General features: G+C 64.6%; 18 protein-coding genes and 1 pseudogene. 16 read left to right on the top strand and 3 right to left on the bottom strand.

Features of this window, described 5'->3' with window-relative positions:
* Positions 1-22: 22 nt before the first annotated feature.
* Positions 23-655 (bottom strand): TetR/AcrR family transcriptional regulator, encoded by a 633-nt coding sequence (locus GGR62_RS14240; RefSeq protein ID WP_184408578.1) that lies wholly within the window; start codon positions 653-655, stop codon positions 23-25.
* Positions 656-871: 216 nt separating this feature from the next.
* Here GGR62_RS14240 and ndk point away from each other — a divergent pair, with 216 nt between their 5' ends.
* From ndk to glp, 8 genes are all read left to right on the top strand, one after another.
* Positions 872-1,297 (top strand): nucleoside-diphosphate kinase, encoded by a 426-nt coding sequence (gene ndk, locus GGR62_RS14235; RefSeq protein WP_184408518.1) that lies wholly within the window; start codon positions 872-874, stop codon positions 1,295-1,297.
* 18 nt (positions 1,298-1,315) lie between these two features.
* Positions 1,316-2,521, top strand: a complete 1,206-nt coding sequence (gene rlmN / locus GGR62_RS14230) for a 23S rRNA (adenine(2503)-C(2))-methyltransferase RlmN (protein ID WP_184408517.1) — start codon at positions 1,316-1,318, stop codon at positions 2,519-2,521.
* 10 nt (positions 2,522-2,531) lie between these two features.
* The gene (pilW, locus tag GGR62_RS14225) at positions 2,532-3,320 is read left to right on the top strand and encodes a type IV pilus biogenesis/stability protein PilW (RefSeq protein ID WP_184408577.1); all 789 of its coding nucleotides are present in this window, start codon (positions 2,532-2,534) and stop codon (positions 3,318-3,320) included.
* Complete coding sequence (locus GGR62_RS14220; RefSeq protein WP_184408516.1) at positions 3,317-4,177, top strand: RodZ domain-containing protein; 861 nt, start codon at positions 3,317-3,319, stop codon at positions 4,175-4,177. The genes pilW and GGR62_RS14220 overlap by 4 nt, the downstream gene beginning before the upstream one ends.
* Positions 4,178-4,247: 70 nt before the next feature.
* A complete protein-coding gene (locus GGR62_RS14215; RefSeq protein ID WP_184408515.1) occupies positions 4,248-4,886 on the top strand; it encodes a tetratricopeptide repeat protein in 639 nt (212 codons plus the stop codon).
* A complete protein-coding gene (bamB, locus tag GGR62_RS14210) occupies positions 4,886-6,103 on the top strand; it encodes an outer membrane protein assembly factor BamB (RefSeq protein ID WP_184408514.1) in 1,218 nt (405 codons plus the stop codon). Before GGR62_RS14215 ends, bamB begins: the two co-directional genes overlap by 1 nt.
* 10 nt (positions 6,104-6,113) lie before the next feature.
* Positions 6,114-7,511: a ribosome biogenesis GTPase Der gene (gene der, locus GGR62_RS14205; RefSeq protein WP_184408513.1), complete on the top strand. Its 1,398-nt coding sequence runs from the start codon at positions 6,114-6,116 to the stop codon at positions 7,509-7,511.
* Positions 7,512-7,680: 169 nt separating this feature from the next.
* Entirely contained in the window at positions 7,681-8,901 is a 1,221-nt protein-coding gene (gene glp / locus GGR62_RS14200; protein WP_184408512.1) for a gephyrin-like molybdotransferase Glp, read from the top strand.
* Positions 8,902-9,002: 101 nt separating this feature from the next.
* Here glp and moeB read toward each other — a convergent pair whose 3' ends face one another.
* Positions 9,003-10,208 carry a molybdopterin-synthase adenylyltransferase MoeB gene (gene moeB, locus GGR62_RS14195; RefSeq protein WP_326520265.1) on the bottom strand — a complete coding sequence of 402 codons (1,206 nt, stop codon included), beginning with the start codon at positions 10,206-10,208 and terminating at the stop codon, positions 9,003-9,005.
* Positions 10,209-10,537: 329 nt separating this feature from the next.
* On the opposite strand from moeB, the gene xth reads away from it, so the two are divergent.
* The 4 genes from xth (at position 10,538) to GGR62_RS14175 (ending at position 14,239) form a co-directional block, all read left to right on the top strand.
* The gene (xth, locus tag GGR62_RS14190) at positions 10,538-11,530 is read left to right on the top strand and encodes an exodeoxyribonuclease III (RefSeq protein ID WP_184408510.1); all 993 of its coding nucleotides are present in this window, start codon (positions 10,538-10,540) and stop codon (positions 11,528-11,530) included.
* A gap of 502 nt (positions 11,531-12,032) precedes the next feature.
* Positions 12,033-13,286, top strand: coding sequence for a molybdopterin molybdotransferase MoeA (locus GGR62_RS14185; protein WP_184408509.1), 1,254 nt, complete (start codon positions 12,033-12,035; stop codon positions 13,284-13,286).
* A gap of 37 nt (positions 13,287-13,323) precedes the next feature.
* Entirely contained in the window at positions 13,324-13,893 is a 570-nt protein-coding gene (locus GGR62_RS14180) for a molybdenum cofactor guanylyltransferase (protein WP_184408508.1), read from the top strand.
* Positions 13,877-14,239, top strand: a complete 363-nt coding sequence (locus GGR62_RS14175; protein WP_184408507.1) for a hypothetical protein — start codon at positions 13,877-13,879, stop codon at positions 14,237-14,239. The genes GGR62_RS14180 and GGR62_RS14175 overlap by 17 nt, the downstream gene beginning before the upstream one ends.
* A 38-nt stretch (positions 14,240-14,277) precedes the next feature.
* Here GGR62_RS14175 and GGR62_RS14170 read toward each other — a convergent pair whose 3' ends face one another.
* A complete protein-coding gene (locus GGR62_RS14170; RefSeq protein ID WP_184408506.1) occupies positions 14,278-15,276 on the bottom strand; it encodes an NAD(P)-dependent oxidoreductase in 999 nt (332 codons plus the stop codon).
* A gap of 84 nt (positions 15,277-15,360) precedes the next feature.
* Between GGR62_RS14170 and GGR62_RS21465 the strand changes: the two are divergent.
* The 4 genes and pseudogenes from GGR62_RS21465 to GGR62_RS14150 all read left to right on the top strand — a co-directional run.
* Positions 15,361-15,498, top strand: a pseudogene (locus GGR62_RS21465) (response regulator); the annotation flags it as partial.
* Between the two features lie 178 nt (positions 15,499-15,676).
* Entirely contained in the window at positions 15,677-15,934 is a 258-nt protein-coding gene (locus GGR62_RS14160; RefSeq protein WP_184408504.1) for a KGG domain-containing protein, read from the top strand.
* A gap of 111 nt (positions 15,935-16,045) precedes the next feature.
* Positions 16,046-16,579: a hypothetical protein gene (locus GGR62_RS14155; RefSeq protein WP_184408503.1), complete on the top strand. Its 534-nt coding sequence runs from the start codon at positions 16,046-16,048 to the stop codon at positions 16,577-16,579.
* Positions 16,580-16,832: 253 nt separating this feature from the next.
* Complete coding sequence (locus GGR62_RS14150; RefSeq protein ID WP_184408502.1) at positions 16,833-17,753, top strand: M14 family metallocarboxypeptidase; 921 nt, start codon at positions 16,833-16,835, stop codon at positions 17,751-17,753.
* Positions 17,754-17,784 lie beyond the last annotated feature (31 nt).

Genomic DNA, 17,784 nt, shown 5'->3' with positions numbered 1-17,784 from the left:
AATTAGCCTCTTGGTCGAACGTTTACTGTGTGGAATGAGCGCGGAAACCGGGTTCCGCGAAACGAATGAGTTCGCGCGCGGCCCGCGCACGATGGTCGGCCTCGCTGACGCCGGCCGGGCGCTTGATCAGCCCGAAGTCGGCCATGGCGTAGGTGAGCGCACCGGCCAGAAAATCCAGCCGCCAGTACAGCTCTTCCTTGCTCAGGCCCGGCACGCAGGCCGCGATGGCCTTGCCGAATTCGCGCAGCACATGTCCGTAGTGGTCGGACAGGAACTTGCGCAGGTTGTCGTTCTTTTCCGCGTAGGCGCGTGCGATCACACGCACGAACGCACCACCGTTCTGGCGGTCCTGCGCCATCGCCAGGGCCGGCTCGACGAACGCGGCCAGCACCGGCGTCAGTTCGCCGGGGTGCAGGCGCTTGGCGGTCTCCAGCTGTTGCAAGCGGGCTGCGGTCATTTCGTCCATGCGACGACGAAAGACCTCGTTGACCAGGTTTTCCTTGGAGCCGAAGTGGTAGTTGACCGCTGCGATATTGACGTCGGCCTGGGTGGTCAGCTGGCGCAGCGAGGTCCCGGCGAAGCCATGCTGGGCGAACAGCTCCTCGGCCGCGCCGAGGATGCGGTCCTTGGTGGAGAAGTGGGCGGGCTTGACCATGCGCTGGGTGGAACTCAATCAAACGATTGTTTGAGTCTACGGGCTGCCGGCAGGCGGGTCATGCGGCAACGCAGCACGATTCAGGGGGCGGTGTGCAAATCCAATGCCAAAGAGATAGAATTGACCATCGCAAAGAAGCCTAAGCCCGCGTTTTGACGCGGGTTTTTTTCATGTTAACCTCGGGTCTTCAGTGGCCCGCCCAACGGAGATCTTCCCATGGCGCTGGAGCGCACCCTGTCCATCATCAAGCCCGACGCCGTTGCCAAGAACGTCATCGGCGAAATCTACAGCCGCTTCGAGAAGGCTGGCCTGAAGGTCGTTGCCGCCAAGTACAAGCAGCTGTCGCGCCGCGAAGCCGAAGGCTTCTACGCGGTGCACCGCGAGCGTCCGTTCTTCAACGCGCTGGTCGAGTTCATGATCTCCGGCCCGGTGATGATCCAGGCGCTGGAAGGCGATAACGCCGTTGCCGCACACCGCGACCTGCTGGGCGCGACCAATCCCAAGGACGCTGCGCCGGGCACCATCCGCGCCGACTTCGCCGATTCGATCGATGCCAACGCCGCCCACGGCTCGGATTCGGTCGAGAACGCCGCCAACGAAGTCGCGTATTTCTTTGCCGCCACCGAAGTGGTCTCGCGCTGAGGCCGAGAGAGTCGAATCGTGAATGAGGTCGTGATCCCCTCCGTGCTGCAGGACGTTCCCGTCCGTGCCCCGGACCTGCGCAAGCAGAACCTGTTAGACCTCGATCGCGAGGGACTGGAGCGCTTCTTTGCCGACACGCTCGGCGAGGCGCGTTACCGTGCCCATCAGGTGATGAAGTGGATCCATCATCGCTACGTCACCGATTTCGACCAGATGACCGACCTCGGCAAGGCATTGCGTGCGAAGTTGCACCAGCATGCCGAGGTCCTCGTCCCGAATGTCGTGTTCGACAAGCCTTCTACCGACGGCACCCATAAATGGCTGCTGGCCATGGGCACCGACGGCAAGAATGCGATCGAAACCGTCTACATCCCCGACAAGGGTCGCGGCACGCTGTGCGTGTCCTCCCAGGTCGGTTGCGGCTTGAACTGCACCTTCTGTTCGACCGCCACCCAGGGCTTCAATCGCAACCTCACCACCGCCGAGATCGTCGGGCAGGTGTGGGTGGCCGCACGCCATCTGGGCAACGTGCCGCACCAGCAACGCCGTCTCACCAATGTGGTGATGATGGGTATGGGCGAGCCGCTGATGAATTTCGACAACGTCGTGCGCGCGATGAGCGTGATGCGCGACGATCTGGGCTACGGCCTGGCCAGCAAGCGGGTGACCCTGTCGACCTCCGGCCTGGTGCCGATGATCGACCGGCTCTCGACCGAGAGCGATGTGTCGCTGGCCGTTTCGCTGCATGCCGCCAACGACGCGCTGCGTGAGAGCCTGGTGCCGTTGAACAAGAAATACCCGATCGCCGAGTTGATGGAGTCCTGCGCGCGTTATCTGCGCGGCAACAAGAAGCGCGACTCGGTGACGTTCGAATACACCTTGATGAAGGGCATCAACGACCAGCCGGAGCATGCGCGCCAGTTGGCGCGGCTGATGCGCCAGTTCGACAATGCGGTGCAGTCCAAGGACGCCGGCAAGGTCAACCTGATTCCGTTCAACCCGTTCCCGGGCACACGCTACGAGCGCTCGGGCGAAACGGAGATCCGCGCATTCCAGAAGATCCTGCTCGACGCGCAGGTGCTGACGATGGTCCGCCGCACGCGCGGCGACGACATCGACGCGGCATGCGGGCAGCTCAAGGGGCAGGTCATGGACCGTACCCGTCGCCAGGCGGAATTCCGCCGCACATTGGAAGGGCAGGCCGATCGAGATGCGGCAGCGTGATATCGCGTTAATGGCGGCCGTGGCGATCGCGCTCAGTGCGGTCGGCTGCGGCGGTCGCAATGCCAAGGCCGGCTCGGTCAAGAGCGTGGAAGAAGTCGCGCCGATCTATTCGTTCCGCGACAGCAGCGCCACCAAAGACCGTCTGGCCGTGCAGGAAAAGCTCGGTCTGGCCGGCAACCGGCTGCAGACCGGCGATTACGTCGGCGCCGAACAGCAGGTACGCGCGGCCTTGAAGAAGGATCCGCAATCGGTAGATGCCATCGGCATGCTGGCCTTGATCCAGGGTGCCAGGGGCGATACGGCTGGCTCGGGCGCGTCGTATCGGCGGGCCGCAGAATTGGCCCCGCAACGTGGCGATGTGTTGAACAACTATGGTGCGTGGCTGTGCGCGAACGGTTCACCTGCCGAGGCGCTGACATGGTTCGATCGCGCCTTGGCCGACAGAAATTACGCATCTCCAGCCTCCGCGCTCGGCAACGCCGGTGGCTGCGCACTCAAGGCGGGCCAGCCCGAGCGCGCGGTCAGCGACCTGCGCAAAGCGCTCGAGCTGGATCCAACCAACGCGTATGCGCTCGAATCGATGGCGCGCTCCGAAGCGGGGCGTCGCAATTATTTTGAAGCGCGTGCATTTATCGAACGACGTCTGGCGGCTGCACCGGCAACTGCTTCCGTGTTACAACTCGCCATTCAGATTGAGCAAGGGCTCGGCGACAAGGTAGCTGCCGGCCGTTATCAACAGCGGTTGGTCAAGGAATTCCCTGACGCAGCGACCGCTAACTCCGGGGCCAATGCATTGTGACCAGTGATTCCAACCCGAACCTTTTCGAGCAGGAAAAGGGCTGTGGACAGCATTTGCGCGAAGCGCGCGAGGCAGCAGGCCTGAGTCTTGACGATGTCGCCGGCAAGCTGCACATGCCCACGCATGTGGTGCGTTCGCTGGAGCAGGAAGAATGGCAGCGCCTGGGCGCGCCGGTCTTCGTGCGCGGCCAGTTGCGCAGTTATGCCCGCTTGCTGCAGGTCGATCTGGCGCCATTGCTGCAACAGGCGACCATCGCGCCGATCGAGCCGGTCAAGCTGGTCAGCCACACCCATACCCCGCGTGCACGCCGCATTATCGAAAGCACCGCGCGCAAGGCGATGTATGTGGTCATCACCTGCGTGTTCGCGGTGCCGGTCTGGTATGCCACCCGTTCGCATCTGGACGGCGGCGCGCCCAGCACGGTCTCGCTGGACAGCATGCCGGAGACAACCAAGGCCGGAACGCCGGCGGATGCCGCAGCGCAACCGGCCGCCGTGCCGCGCGAACAGCCGGCGCCGTATATCGCGTCGATGACGCCGGTGCCGCGCGGCGACACCGCAACCGAAGTTCCTGCGGCCGATCCTGCCAAGCACGGCAGTCTCTCGCTGCGGTTCAGCGGCGACAGTTGGGTGCAGATCCTGGCACCGGATGGCACGGCGGTCGAAAAAGCCCTGATCCATGCCGGCGAGCAGCGTAGCTACACGCCCGGTCAGGTAGGGCGCATCGTGCTGGGCAATGCCTCGGCGGTAGAGGTTCAGCAAGGCGGCAGTATCGTCGATGTGAAACCCTTCCAGCGCGCTAATGTGGCGCGTTTTGCGGTATCCTCCGACGGCTCCGTGGTACCTGCTTCCGAGTGAAGCGGACTGCGGTTTTTCATTTTTCCCTTTTGATGTTCCGCGCCTCCGGGATGACGGAGCGAGAGTACGCATGGCGATCGACGATCTGCTGGACGAACACGAACAAGGCGAACGCGTTCGTTCCTGGTTGAGAAAGAATGGCGCAGGGCTTTTAGGCGGCGTCGTGGTGGGTCTGGCCCTGATCCTGGGCTGGCAGTGGTGGCAGAAGCACACCAACACCGCACTGGTGGAAGCCAACACCCGTTACGAGGCAGTGGTGAAGTCCATCCAGGGCAAGGACCTGGACAAGGCGGCCAAGGACATCGTGGCACTCGACGACGGCAAGGGTGGCATCTACGCCGAGCTGGCGGCGCTGCGACTGGCCAAGGCGCAAGTGGACGCTGGCAAGCATTCCGAAGCGATCAAGACCCTGCGCGACGTACCGGCCGAAGGCGAGCTCAAGCAAATCGTGCAGCAGCGTCTGGCACGTGTGCTGACCGAAAGCGGCAAGCCCGACGAGGCGATCAAGCTGCTGGCCGATGCACAGGATCACAGCAGCCTGGAGATCCGCGCCGATGCGCTGGTCGTGCAGGGCAAGACCGATGAAGCGCGTGCGTTGTACGCCAAGGCATTGACCACGGTGGATGTGGCCTCGCCGCAGCGCCGGTTGTTGGAAACCAAGCTGATGGATGTGGGCGGCAAAGTGCCCGATCCGGCGGAGCAGATTTGATGAAGCAGGACACCATGTACAAGCGCATTGCGTTGATCGCCCTGATGGGCATGTCGTTAGCCGGTTGCAGCACGGTCAAGGGCTGGTTTGCCGGGAAGGACGCTGCAGCCAAGAAGGCGCAGGAACCTGCCGAGCTGGTCAAGTTCGAGCCGTCGGTCAAGGTCGACAAACTCTGGTCCACCGGCGTCGGCAAGGGCGAAGGCCATATCGGCGTGCGTCAGCGTCCGGCCGTGGCCGATGGCAAGGTGTATGCCTCGGCGATCACCGGCGGCGTGCAGGCATTGGACCTGCAGACCGGCAAGCGCGTGTGGGAATACAAGCCCAAGAAAGAAGAGCGTAACGATCGCAAGTTCAAGCAACGCCTGTCCGGTGGTCCCGGCGTCGGTGAAGGCCTGGTCGTGATCGGTACGCTGTCGGGCGACGTGATTGCGTTGAACCAGGCCGACGGCACTGAAAAATGGCGCGCCAAGGTGCCCAACGAAGTGATCGCCGCACCGGCCATTGCACAGAGCCTGGTGCTGGTGCGCAGCAACGATGGTCGCGTCAGTGCTTTCGACGCCGCAACCGGCGAGCGTCGCTGGTTCCATGCCGAAGAAGGCCCGACCCTGTCGGTGCGCGGCAATGCGCCGATCGTCACCGGCCCGGGCGTGGTGTTCGTCGGTAACGACAGCGGCACCTTGAGCGCCCTGGCGTTGCAGGACGGCCGCCCGTTGTGGGAACAGGCCATCGGCGTGCCGGAAGGTCGTACCGAGCTGGAGCGCATGTCCGATGTGGACGGCGCACCGGTGCTGGACGGCACCACGTTGTATGCGACCAGCTTCAAGAACGAGACCCTCGCACTGGAAGGCCCCAGCGGTCGTCCGCTGTGGACGCGCGACCACGGCGGCGCCGGCGGTGTCGGCGTGTCTTCCAGCATGGTGGTGGTTTCGGACAATGCCGGTTCGGTATGGGGCCTGGACAAGAGCAGCGGTGCGGCGATGTGGTCGCAGGCTGCGCTGGCCCGCCGCTCGCTGACCGGAGTGGCCATCCAGGGCGATTACGCCGTGGTCGGCGATTACAAGGGTTATCTGCACTGGCTGAAACTCAGCGACGGTGCACTGGCCGCGCGCGCTCGCGCTGGACGCGACACGCTGCTGGCGCAGCCGGTGGTCGTCGATGGCATTCTGCTGGTACAAAACACCGACGGCGATCTCACCGCCTTCCGGTTGGCACAATAAGGACCTTGCGATGCTGCCCCTGGTCGCCCTGGTTGGACGGCCCAATGTCGGCAAGTCCACCATCTTCAATGCGCTGACGCGCACCCGTGACGCGCTGGTCCACGACCAGCCCGGCGTCACCCGCGACCGTAACTACGGGGTCTGTCGTCTCGACGAGGAGCGCCCCTTCATCGTCGTCGATACCGGCGGTATCGCCGGCGACGAGGAAGGCCTGGCCGGCGCCACCGCGCGTCAGGCACGCGCTGCCGCTGGCGAAGCCGATCTGGTGTTGTTCGTGGTCGATGGACGCGAAGGCGCTTCTTCGCTCGACGACGAGATCCTGGCCTGGCTGCGCAAGTTGGCGCGGCCGACCGTACTGGTCATCAACAAGATCGACGGCACCGACGAAGACACTGTGCGCTCGGAATTCGCGCGCTATGGCTTCTCCGATGTGGTGGCGCTGTCTGCCGCGCATCGGCAGGGCATCGACGAACTGCTCGAGGAAGTCGGCGCACGCCTGCCCGAGGAAGGTGCCGGCGAGTTGCTGGATACCGACCCGGCGCGCGTGCGCATCGCCTTCGTTGGCCGCCCGAATGTGGGCAAGTCGACGCTGGTCAATCGCCTGCTCGGCGAAGAACGCATGATCGCCTCGGAAGTGCCGGGCACCACGCGCGATTCGATCGCGGTGGACATGGACCGCGATGGCCGCCAGTACCGCTTGATCGATACGGCCGGTCTGCGTCGCCGTGGCAAGGTCGAGGAAGCGGTGGAGAAATTCAGCGCGTTCAAGACGCTGCAGGCGATCGAGCAATGCCAGGTCGCGGTGCTGATGCTCGATGCCGGCGAAGGCGTGACCGATCAGGACGCGACCATTCTCGGTGCGATTCTGGATGCCGGTCGTGCGCTGGTGGTGGCGATCAACAAGTGGGACGGGCAGAGCGATTATCAGCGGGCGCAGGCCGAAGACCTGCTGTCGCGCAAGCTGGGCTTCGTCAGCTGGGCCGAGGCGGTGCGGATTTCCGCGTTGCACGGCTCGGGCATGCGCGAGCTGTTCCAGGCGATCCACCGCGCGCACGCCTCGGCCACGCACGAATTCAGCACCAGCGAAGTCAACCAGGCGCTGGAAATCGCCTACGAGACCAATCCGCCGCCGAGCATCCGTGGCCATGTCTCCAAGCTGCGTTACGTGCATCCGGGTGGCGCCAATCCGCCGACCTTCATCGTGCACGGCACGCGCCTGAAGGTGCTGCCGGAGTCGTACAAGCGCTATCTGGAAAACTTCTTCCGCAAGCGCTTCAAGCTGGTCGGCACGCCGGTGCGTTTCATCTTCCGCGAAGGTGCCAACCCGTTCGAGGGCAAGAAGAACACGCTCTCCGAGCGCCAGGTCGCGCGCAAGCGGCGTTTGATGCGGCACGTCAAAGGCAAGTAGGCAGGAAGATCACGCCTGGCGAGCTATCGCCAGGTGCAGACCGGTGGTTGTGCCTGTAGTACTGCAGCGTGGTCGGGTCATCGATGATGGTTGCCTCTGTCTGATGACAGCGAGGCTGTTTGCCGGTCGTCGCTCGGGGCCACCGTGGCGCGCTGGTATCCTTCGCGCCATGAACGATTATCCTTCCCGCATTCCCTACGCGCAGGCGCTGCAGATCCTGCGAACCGTTGCGGCCAATAGCCGTCCGCCCGATGAGACCATCGCCACCTCGCGCGCCGATGGGCGGATTTCCGCTGCCGATCTGATTGCTCCGCTGGCCTTGCCGCCGTTCGCCAACAGCGCGATGGATGGCTTTGCGTTGCGGCATGCCGATGTCGCTGGCGGCGATGCGGCGTTGCAACTGGTCGGCGAACAATTCGCTGGCGAACGTTGGACCGGCACGTTGCGTGCGGGTCAGTGCCTGCGCATCACCACGGGCGCACCGCTGCCCGATGGCGCCGATACCGTGATTCCAAAGGAAGATGCCGATGCGCGCGACGGCGTGGTGCGCTTCAGTAGCACGCCTGTATCGGGTGCGGCTGTGCGCCTGGCCGGCAGCGATGTGCGTGCTGGTGATCTGGTGATACAGACCGGCCAGGTACTGACGCCGGCGCGGATCGGGCTGGCGGCCGCGCTTGGTGTATCGCGGCTTGCGGTGGCGCCACGGCCCACGATTGCGGTGCTGGCCACCGGCGATGAGTTGGTGGAGCCGGGCATGCCGCTGGGGCCGGGGCAGATCTACAACAGCAACCGCGACATGCTGATGGCGCAGTTGCGCGCATTGGGATATGCGCCAACCGCATGGCCGACCTTGCCGGACGATCCGCAGCGCATTCGCACCATGCTGGAAGATGCGGCGGCGGCATTCGATGTGGTGATCACCTGTGGCGGCGTGTCGGCTGGCGAAAAGGATTATCTGCCGCAGCTGATCGGCGAACTTGGCCGCATCCATTTCTGGCGTGTGCGCATGCGCCCCGGCATGCCGGCGGTGCTGGGGCAGATCGGCCGCTGTCTGGTGCTTGGTCTTCCCGGTAATCCGGTCTCGGTGCTGGCGACGTTGATCGCCTACGGCTTGCCGTTGCTGGATGGCTTGCAAGGGCGTAGCGAGCCGCGTCCGGTATGGCATGCGGCGCTGGCGAGTGCTTGGGAAAAACGCCACGAACGCCTGGAGTTTCTGCGTGGGCGATTGCAATGCGGCGAAGACGGACGTCTGACTGCGCTGCCGCATCGTGGCGATGCATCGCATCTGCTGCGCGGTGCCGCCGACAGCAATGCCTTGATCGTGCTGCCGGAGCAGGCGCGGCGCTTCGAGGCAGGCGAGATCGTGCGCGTGATTCCCTATGCGCTTTGATCGCTGGCTGCGTTAGAGACAGATCTCGTCATGCGCTTGCCGCCTGCAGTGCCTGTGTGGGGCGATGCTGCGTCCACCGGCGCATGTGCAGATCGCCGCTCTCAGCCGATGGCGCTGCCGCAGAACACGGCGTAATCGGCATAACCGGGAAATGCAACGCCGGGCGCGCAGACCGGGCAATGCGGATCGGGTGGCAGGCGGATCTCGCGAAAACGCATCGCCAGCGCGTCGAAGCTGAGCAGGCGACCGGCCAGGCTGTCGCCAACGCCCAGCAGCAACTTGATTGTTTCGGTGGCCTGCAACAGGCCAATCACCCCGGGCAACACACCGAGCACGCCGGCCTCGGCACAGCTGGGTGCAAACTCCGGCGGCGGCGGTTCGGGGAACAGGCAGCGATAACACGGCGCGTGGCCGCGATTGCGGCCGGCATCGAACACGCTCAACTGCCCTTCGAACTGCTGCACGGCGCCGTAGACCAGCGGCTTGCCGAGCTTGACGCAGGCATCGTTGAGTAGATAACGCGCAGGAAAGTTGTCGGCTCCATCGACCACCACATCCACGTCCTGCAGCAGTGCTTCGACATTGCTGGCGGTGACGCGTGTCTGCAGTGCTTCGACCTGCACGCGCGGATTGAGTGCGGCGATGCGCTGCGCCGCCGAGCTGACCTTTGCAACGCCGACACTGTCTTCGGTGTGCAGGATCTGGCGTTGCAGATTGCTGCGGTCCACCACATCGTCATCGGCGATACGCAGATGGCCGACGCCAGCGGCGGCTAGATAAAAGGCAGCCGGCGAACCAAGCCCACCCGCGCCGATCAGTAGAACGCGCGAGCGTGCCAGCCGTTGCTGACCGGCGACCCCAACCTGTGGCAGGCGCAGATGGCGCGAATAACGCTCGAGAAAGTCCTGTTCGTCTGCGGGAAGCGTCGGGCGCACCAGCGGCAGGCCGTCGCTCGCCCATGCGTTGGTGCCGCCGATGACCGAAGACACCCGTGTGTAGCCCTGCGCCCGCAACAAATCGGCGGTGTGTGCCGAGCGTTTGCCGCTCTGGCAGATCAACACGATCGCGCGGGTCTGCTCGGGCAAGTGCTGCGCAGGCGCCAGTTCCAGATCGTTTTGCGCAATCGCCAACGCGCCCTCGGCCTGGCCGCTGGCGCGCTCGTGCAGCTGGCGGATGTCGATCAGCAAGGCGCCTTGCAGCGCAAGCGCGCGGGCGTCGGCGGCGGAGAGATGATGGCTGCTCATGGGCATATTGTCGCGCAAAGTCGAACGCCAGACCGTGTGGTGAGGCGGTGTCGGCATCAGCATCAGCGTCAGGCTCGGCAGCACCACGTTGGCGTTGCCGGGCAGCTTGCTGCTGCCAAGCCAGTGCAGGCCGGCATCAGCAGCACCGCAGACTGCTGAGGCCTGTCTGCAAGGTTGGCAAAACCGTTCACCGATGCAGGGAGCCCCACCGGCATTGGGCGCAGTGTGACGATGCAGGCCGCGCCTTGAATCGTCGTCCCTGCTGTCAATGGACGTGCCCGGCCAAGTGCAAGTCCACACGCCTGCGTGCAGAGAGGCTTCACTCCGCTTGAGCATCTGCTTAATGCCACGACCGGGATGCTGATGCCCTTTGCACGCTCGGTCGTTCAGCCATGCCAGCTACCATGCGCAAGATCGCCACCTTCAACGTCAACGGCATCGCCAGCCGTCTGCCGCATCTGCTGGAATGGCTGCAACGCGATCAGCCGGATATCGTGGGCCTGCAGGAACTGAAGGCCACGCAGCACGCATTTCCGGAACAGGCGATCCGCGATGCGGGCTACGGTGTGATCTGGCAAGGCGAGAAGGCATGGAATGGGGTGGCTTTGCTGGCGCGCGGCGCCGATCCGGTGGAAATCCGCCGTGGGCTGCCGTGGGACGCGCGTGATACGCAGAGCCGCTATCTGGAAGCGGCGATCCATGGTGTGGTGGTGGCTTGCCTGTATCTACCCAATGGCAACCCGCAGCCGGGACCGAAGTTCGACTACAAGCTCAAGTGGTTTCAGCGCTTGATCCGCCATGCGAAGACGCTGGTGGACTTGCCGCATCCGGTGGCGCTGATCGGCGACTTCAACGTGGTGCCGACCGATGCCGATATCTACGATGCCAAGGGTTGGCGCAAGGATGCGTTGCTGCAGCCAGAGAGCCGCCAGGCTTACCAGACACTGATCGGACAGGGGTGGACCGACAGCCTGCTGGCGGTACACGGCCATACAGCGATCTATACCTTCTGGGATTATTTTCGCCAGCATTTTGCACGCGATCGTGGTCTGCGCATCGATCATCTGCTGCTCAACGGCATCCTGGCGCCGGGTTTGCAGGATGCCGGCGTAGACAAGTGGGTGCGCGCCTTGGAGAAGGCCAGCGATCACGCACCGACCTGGATCAGCGTGCGGTTGCCGGAGGCGGCAACCAGGCTGACGTACGCCGATGCCGAGGCCGAGGCGATGCCCAGAGCGCGTAAGCGGGCAGTGGCAAGGCCACCTGTGGCGCGTACGGCGGTGAAGAAGTCCGCGTCCGCTGCGACGAAAAAACCTGCGAAGAACGCTGCGACCAACTCGATGACGCAGGCCAAGCCTCGCAAGGCAGCGAAGAAAAAACCTTGAGTCGCGCTGCTGCGTGCGCATCAGCGCAATCCAGCTGGCGCTGCTTGATGCGTTGCAGCGCGTGGCCGGCATGGCGGTCAGCAGGATCCGCATATTGCTGACGAGAGACACCGCATGGCCGACCAGGCAGCCGTAGAGGCTACACGGCAGCAATACGCTGATCCAGCCGTTGACCAAGCAGCACCAAACGCGTCGGCTGCATCGCAACGCCATTGCCTGGAGAGGTGGCGGGCGAGGGTGCCGAGCGCCATGGCGCTGGCGAGCGAGCCCACGGTATCGCCGTATTGCCTGGAGCGTAGACACTGAAACGGTGCATTCGACTTCGCGCGAGATGCCTTGCGAGCGTGGTGTTCCAGCGACGTCAAGCGATGTGGACGGTGCGATGCAGCTTGCTGCGTATGCAGCGCGACTGCCTTCTGGGTGTGATTGCCACGCATGCACGCGGGGCCCTGGAGGCCGGTATCCTAGCCATGTCATCCATTGGTCGGACGTCGCCTCGCCCATGATCAGCTACGCCCACGCCCTTGCCCTGGTCCATCAGCAAGTCGCCGTGCTTGCCAGCGAGTGGGTGGACAGTGCCGATGCCGAAGGGCGTGTGCTTGCGCAGCCATTGTCGAGCCCGGCCGAACTGCCGGCCTTCGATAACAGCGCGATGGATGGATTTGCCTTGGCCACTGCCGGCTGCGGCGCGCTAGCCGGCAGCACGCATGTGGTCGGCGGCGCCATTGCAGCAGGCGAAGATGCCTTCAGCGCTGCGGCGGGTACGGCGTGGGAGGTGATGACGGGTGCCGGCTTGCCGGTGGGCGCCGATACGGTGGTGCCGATTGAGCACGTGGACATTCTGGAGCACACGCAGACACGGCCCAGTCGCATCGTATTGCGTGCGGATGTGCGCGCAGGGCAGCACATCCGTCGTCGTGGCGAGGATGTGGCGTTGCACGATCGCGTAATCGAGGCCGGCACGGTGCTGCGCGGCGCGCATGTGATGTTGCTTGCGGGAGTGGGATGCGAACGGGTACAGGTGGTGCGACGCCCGCGCGTGGCGTTGATCGCCACCGGGCGCGAGTTGGTCGGCGATGCCGCGCAGCCGTTGCTGCCAGGCCAGATCCGTGACGGCACCAGCAGTTACCTGCGCAGCCAGTTGCAGGCCGCCGGCGCAGAGCTGGTGTGGCAGGGCCAGGTAGGCGATGACGATGCCGCGTTCGATGCGGCACTCATGCGGGCGCGTCAGGCCGGCGCCGATCTGATTCTCAGCACCGGTGCGGTGTCGCGTGGTCGCTACGACTTCGTGCCGGATGCGTTGGCGCGGCATGCGGCGGCGTTGCTGTTTCACAAGGTCGCGGTGCGGCCCGGCAAGCCGGTGCTGTTGGCGCGGTTTGCCGATGGTGTCTTGTACCTCGGTTTGCCGGGCAATCCGATGGCCAGTGCTGCGGGGTTGCGTTTTTTCGCGGAGCCGGCGTTGCGCGGAATGCTCGGCATGCCGGCCGAACGCGGCCTGCGCGTGGCGCTGGACACTCCGCTGGATGCTCGGCCGCTGTGGCGCCAGCATCTGCGTGCGCGTCTATGTTGCAGCGAGGCAGGCGTGCTTGCGGTGCAGGTGTTGCCGCAGCAGGAATCGTTCCGCGTGGCGCCATTGCTGCAGGCCAATGTGTGGGCGGTGGTGGAGCCGCAGGACGATGCGGCCGTGCCGATCACGATGGTCGAGGTGTTCGGTCTGGGCCATCTGCAGCCGGCCGCGCCGGTCTTGATGCCGTGATCGCTGCCACGCACCGCACTGCATGGGGGTGCGCCGTATGAGCGCCGCATCCGCATGGACAGGCGTGGTGCTGGCCGGTGGCCGCTCCTCGCGCATGGGCCAGGACAAGGCGTTGCTGTCATGGCGCGGACGTCCTCTGCTCGAGCACATGCAGGCGGTGCTGCGCGAGGCTGGCGCGCACGCCGTATTGATCAGCGGTGCGCGTGCCGGTTACGCCGGCATCGCCGACACGCAACCCGATCTTGGCCCTCTGGGTGGCCTGGTCAGCGTGATCGAGCGTGTCAGCGATACGACGACCCTGGTGGTGGTGCCTGTCGACATGCCGCTGCTGTCCAGGTCATTGCTGGACCGTTTGCTGGCGCCATCAGCGCAGCGCTGCGTCGCGTTCGAGGACGAGATGTTGCCGATGCGTCTGTGCGTGGATGGCGCCGTGCGCGGCGCGCTGTCCCTATTGATGGACGGTGATGCTTCGTCGCGTTCGTTGCGCGCCCTGCAGCGCTCGTTGCAGTGTCATCGCGTGGCTGTCACCGCCAGCGAACGCGCTGCGTTCGTCAATTGCAATACGCCCGAGCAGTGGAGTCAGCTCATCCATGAAAATCCAGCTTGAAGGTCAGCATGTGCGGTTCCGCATCGACGAGGCCGAACTGGCCGAATTGCTCGCCGGCCGCCGCGTCGAGAATCTCAGCCGCTTGCCGAGCGGGCAGGGTGCGCGCCTGGTGCGCCACAGCGTCAGCCTCACCGGCGGGCACGCCGCCTGCAATTGCGCCAACGATCATTGGCAGTTGTCGGTACCGCGCGATGCGTTGGAAGCGCATGCGCGACAACTGCCGAGCCGTGACGGCTTGAGTTTCAGTTTCGACGCAGGTGCGGGGCATGCCGAACCCACCGTGCTGCACGTGAGCTTCGATATCGATGTGCGTGACAGTGCGCGCAAGCGATTTCCGAAGGCATGATTTCCGAGCGTGCGATCGGGCCAATGCGTGCGCGTGGCTTACGCGGCAGTCTGGGTTGCTGCTGCAACGCCTGGTACACGGTCGCAGGCCAGGCCACGCTCGCGTAGCGCAGCTTCAATTGCAACAGCATCGGCATCGTCGTAGCCGGCACCGCTACGCAATGCCACCACGTGCAGGCCGTCGTTGGCCAGTTCGAGAAGGAGTTGGTGTTGGGCGTTGGCCGCTTGCGGCAACACGCGGCGGGAGGCATCGCGTCGTGCCAGTTCGAGCACGGCGTTGGGAATATCGCTGTCGATCAGCAGCACGTCGGCCAGATTCATCGCACGCAGCGCCTTCAAGGTCAGCAGCCCGGGATCGCCCGGGCCGGTGCCGACCAGTTGCACGCTGCCACGCGCCGGCACCGCGCCGGCATCGTCCAGTGCCGCGGTGAACGCGGTTTCGGCGGCGTCATCGTTGCCAGCCTGCAGCAGCAACGGCACCTCGCCATCGATGACGCGATCGAACCAGCGCCGGCGCCGATTCATGTCGGGGAACTGGCTGCGGATGCGTTCGCGGTGGCGCGCGAACAGTCCGGCGAAGCGGCCGACCGAGGCATCCAGTTCACGCTCCAGCCGTTCGCGCAGGCGGCGTGCCAGCATTGGTGCGGCGCCTGCCGAGGAAATGGCGATGACCAGCGGGTCGCGGTCCACGATCGCCGGCACTTGATAGGTCGAGAGCTCCGCGTCGTCCACCACATTGACCAGGCGCTGACGCGCGCCGGCAGCGGCGGCGACACGTTGATTCAAATCGCCGTCGTCGGTGGCGGCGACCACCAGCCAGACGTCATCGATCCAGGCAGGATCGAACTCGCCGCCCAGTTGCTCGAAGCGGCCGGCCTGCATCAACACGGCAAGCTCCGGCGACAGCGCGTGTGCGTACAGCCGGATATGCGCACCGGCCTTGAGCAGCGCCAGCACCTTGCGCGTGGCGACCTCGCCACCGCCGATGACCAGCACGGCACGGGCTTGCAGGTTTGCGAACAGCGGAAACAACGGCATCAGACGGACTCCGAAAAGATGGCTCGCACCGGCGGCATGGTGCATGGCTCCCTCAGGCCACGTCCACACGCGTGACCGCCGCCACTGCGTGGTTTGTTGATCAACGATACCGAAAGGCAGATCGGCGAACTGTGCCGTGCCTTGGCGCGCGACGATATGGCCGCGGTCGGTGGGTTGGCACATGCGCTGCAGTGCCGGCGAGCGGACGTGGTGGAGATCGATGCGGGCTGGACCGATGCACACGGCGAGCAGGGCAGGAGTGCAATATTTGCACGGCGAGCGCAGCTGTTTTTTCCGTATGTGCCGGTCGTGCACCGGATTGCTTGAGTTTGCGAGTTGGCACGATTGTTGCGGTATCTCAATCACCAATGGCGTAACCGAAGCATCGAGAGGAGGCACAGTGGAAGACGTACAGAACGTTACTCGTAGCCGGCGCGGCTTTGCCGCATTGGATCCTGAAAAGCGCCGCGTGTTGGCCAGTAGCGGCGGCAAGGCAGCGCACGCCAGCGGCAATGCGCACGAATTCACCAGCGACGAAGCACGTGAGGCAGGTCGCAAGGGCGGCCAGGCAGTGAGCCGCGACCGCGATCACATGTCGCGTATCGGCAGCAAGGGAGGCCGCTCCAAGCAGGCCAAGCCGCAGGAAGAATCCGCGTAAAGCACGCAGTCGGCACGCCACTGGCGTGCCGCTCTTGAGCGCGCTGATACACGGCTGATATACGAGGGAGGGGCACGACCCCGCACCGCTACGGGGCGGGGTCGTGTCGTTATGAACGCCATGTTTGTACGGTTCGATGACGCCGGTGCAGGCAATCGATTTCATGGCACGTGTGGCGATTCTGAATGGATGCACAGCTGGCTCGAGATGGCCGCCGACAGTCCGATGCGCAACGCATTCCCGGCCGGTCGGAAATTTTTGCATTCACTCCCCGGCATTGAGATCGATTGCAGGGAAAATTTTCACTCTTGTCATGTGTGCCGGCACGGTGTCGGCAAGATATGTACGCATCGGTCCATCGCAGACATCGTTGATCGATCCCATGACGTGCTACCTCGCGCATTCGGATCGTCCGCCAAGCATTTGCGTTCGGTAAGGCGCTGCCAGTCTGCCCAACAAGCCTTGGAAATTTTCCAGCTTCGACGAGATCATCGAAGGTGCGATGACCGTTGTGGGTTCGAACACCAGGCGATCGCCAACTGCACGACACTGCTCGCTGCCGGAAGGACGGTGGGCGATAGCGAAACGTCGTGCGTGTGCGAGCTGCTGCGGCCGCAGGAACAGGCGATGGCCGACTGTCGTTGAAGCATGTTCTCGCATTGACCGAAAATTTCTGGTGCGCGATGCGATCCCGGGCGTCACCGCAAACACGTGATCGGCTGACACAGGCTGGGTCGGCAAACTCGGCATCTCCAATCGGCTCGGCACTGCGGAGCCTTGCGATGTCTGCGCCATGTCCGGGCAAGCGTCAGTGTCGGGTGCGCACATGCTGCGTGGGGCTGACGCGCTGCTGCGTTGGGTTTACTCTTCCCGGTCTTCTGGCAGACGGTTGCTCACGATGACGGCGCACCTGACTTATCCGATCGGCACACCCGGACGTGCGTGGGGCGAGCAGGAACGCGCCGCATGGTGCGCGCGTCAACTGCAACAGCGCAGCTATGCAAGCGATGTCCTGCAGCCGATCGATGCACTGGATGCACGCTACACACGCGTGCGCTACGGCACGATCGGCCAGGCGCCCGAGCAATACCCACTGATGGCACTGCGCAGTGCCAACTGGGATCCATCGCTGCCCTGCGCACTGGTCACCGGCGGCGTGCACGGTTATGAAACCAGCGGGGTCCACGGTGCATTGCAGTTCCTGCAGCAACGCGCAGCGTACTATGCCGGCCGGATCAATCTACTGGTGGTGCCCTGCGTCAATCCGTGGGGGTATGAGCGTATCCAGCGTTGGAATGCCGAGGCGATCGACCCTAACCGTGCATTCCGCGACAACAGCCAGGCCGCGGAGTCGGCCGCGCTGATGCAGTTGGTCGCCGCAACCACCGGGCAGATGTTGGTACATATCGATCTGCATGAAACCACCGATAGCGACGAAAGCGAATTCCGGCCCGCGCTGGCGGCACGCGACGGGCTTGCCTTCGAGCCGGGCAGCATTCCCGACGGTTTCTATCTGGTTGGCGACAGCGAGGACCCGCAGCCGGCATTTCAGCAGGCGGTGATCGCGGCGGTCGCAGAGGTCACCCATATCGCGCCGGCCGATGCGCAGGGGCAGATCATCGGCGCGTCGGTCGTCGGCCATGGCGTCATCAACTATCCGGTGCGCCGCCTTGGCCTGTGCGCCGGGGTCACCGATGCGCGCTACCGCACCACCACCGAGGTGTATCCGGACAGCCCGCGCGCGACGCCTGCGCAATGCAATGCAGCCCAGGTGGCGGCGATCTGCGCAGCGCTGGACCATGCGCTGGCGCACAACTGAAGGGCAGGGTGGCAGCGTGCTGCCCGGCTCA

Source organism: Xanthomonas sp. 3075, from assembly GCF_014197275.1.
GTDB classification, from domain to species: domain Bacteria; phylum Pseudomonadota; class Gammaproteobacteria; order Xanthomonadales; family Xanthomonadaceae; genus Xanthomonas; species Xanthomonas campestris_B.
This window is presented reverse-complemented; position numbering and strand designations above follow the sequence as displayed.